The 1619-nt window shown below is 26.3% G+C and carries 2 protein-coding genes; both read right to left on the reverse strand.

The features are described 5' to 3' along the window. The coding region (locus tag VK998_RS02795; protein ID WP_325225230.1) for an AAA family ATPase at positions 1-1020 on the reverse strand (1020 nt) is incomplete at its 3' end. A 15-nt stretch (positions 1021-1035) separates the two neighbouring features. Then, entirely contained in the window at positions 1036-1488 is a 453-nt protein-coding gene (gene argR, locus VK998_RS02800) for an arginine repressor (RefSeq protein WP_325225232.1), read from the reverse strand. Between the last annotated feature and the right edge of the window lie 131 nt (positions 1489-1619).

A 1619-nucleotide genomic window follows, 5' to 3' on the forward strand; every position in this document is an offset into this window, starting at 1 on the left:
TTTATATCTATCCCCTATTGAACTTCTATATTCAAATATATCTTTAATAGTATTTCCATATTTTTTTTTCAATTTATTTATTAGATCGATTGTATCTTCTAAAAATTTCAATCTTTCTTCATCAATATCTATATTTTCTAAATAATTCATAATACTTCTATATAAATCTTGTAATTCAAATCCTATACTCTCTAATACATCATGATATTCTTCTAAAACATTATCATAATCTTTAATACCATTAATTATTGTAATACATTTATTAATATTGCCGATTGTAGAAATATTATTATAATCTTCACCTCCTATAATATCTGTTATTTCTCCTAAACTATATCCAATCTTTTTAATATTTGAAATTTTATTATATTCCTTCATAATTTCATCTTCATCATATTGTAAAAGATCTACACTATCAATTTCATCTATTTGGTACTTTAAAAGATCCATTTCCCGATCTCTTTTAATTGTATCTATTGACAATTCCTTTAATTTCCTCTTCTCTTCTAGCAATTTTCTATATTTTATTTCTATACTTTCAAGCAAAAGCTTTAACTCAATATCTCCAAAAGTATCTATTAGTTTTATATGATTTTCTGTATTTAATAGAGATTGGTGTTCATGTTGTCCATGAATGTCAACTAAATGGGAAGTAATATTGTTTAACATAGTTAATGTTACAGTTCTTCCATTAATTCTAGATATACTTCGTCCATTAGCATGTATCTCTCTTGAAATTAGCAAGTAGTTGGATGAATCAACGTCTATACCATAGTTTCCCAATATTTTGTTTATTTGTTCAGGATTGTCCATGTAAAAAATTCCATCTAACACTGATTTTTCTGTTCCTGTACGTACCAAATTCCTATTAGCCCTTTGTCCTAAAATCATACCAATTCCTTCAACAATTATTGACTTTCCAGCTCCTGTTTCGCCAGTAAGCACATTAAAACCTTTTGTAAAGCTAATTTTTAATTTATCTATAATAGCAAAGTTACTAATATTTAACTCAACTATCATTCCAATACCTCCAGATCATTTGAGTAAATTTTTAAGACTCTCCAATATGTATTTTATCATATTCATATTTTCTATAGCTATAAAAATTGTATCATATCCAGCAATAGTTCCTTTTATGCCATCAATTTTAAGCTTGTCTACAGTTGAAGCACAAACATGAGCAGCTCCGGGTAAAGTTTTAATAACAATAATATTTTCAGCTTTTTCTATGCTTAATACAGAACTTTTAAAAATTCTAATCAATCTTTCAGTTATTCCCTCATATTGACTATCCATAGTCGCATATTTATATTTCTTATCAGAACTTAAAACTTTTATAAGTCTTAATTCCTTTATATCTCTTGAGATTGTAGCTTGCGTAATTTGAATACCCTTGTTCAATAGATATTCTGCTAATTCCTCTTGAGTTTCTATTTCATAGTTTTCTATTAAATCTAATATAATACTCTGTCTAGCATGCTTTTTCATCTTTTCCTCCTTTTATTAGTATAGACTTTTATGAGCATCTTCTATGGTTTTAAATATTGTATCTTCATCAATCATTTCTTTATTATTTGATTTCAAAATACAGCATAAAAACTCAATATTTCCTGTACTGC

It is taken from the genome of Schnuerera sp., assembly GCF_035459645.1.
In the GTDB taxonomy this organism is placed as follows: domain Bacteria; phylum Bacillota; class Clostridia; order Tissierellales; family Tepidimicrobiaceae; genus Schnuerera.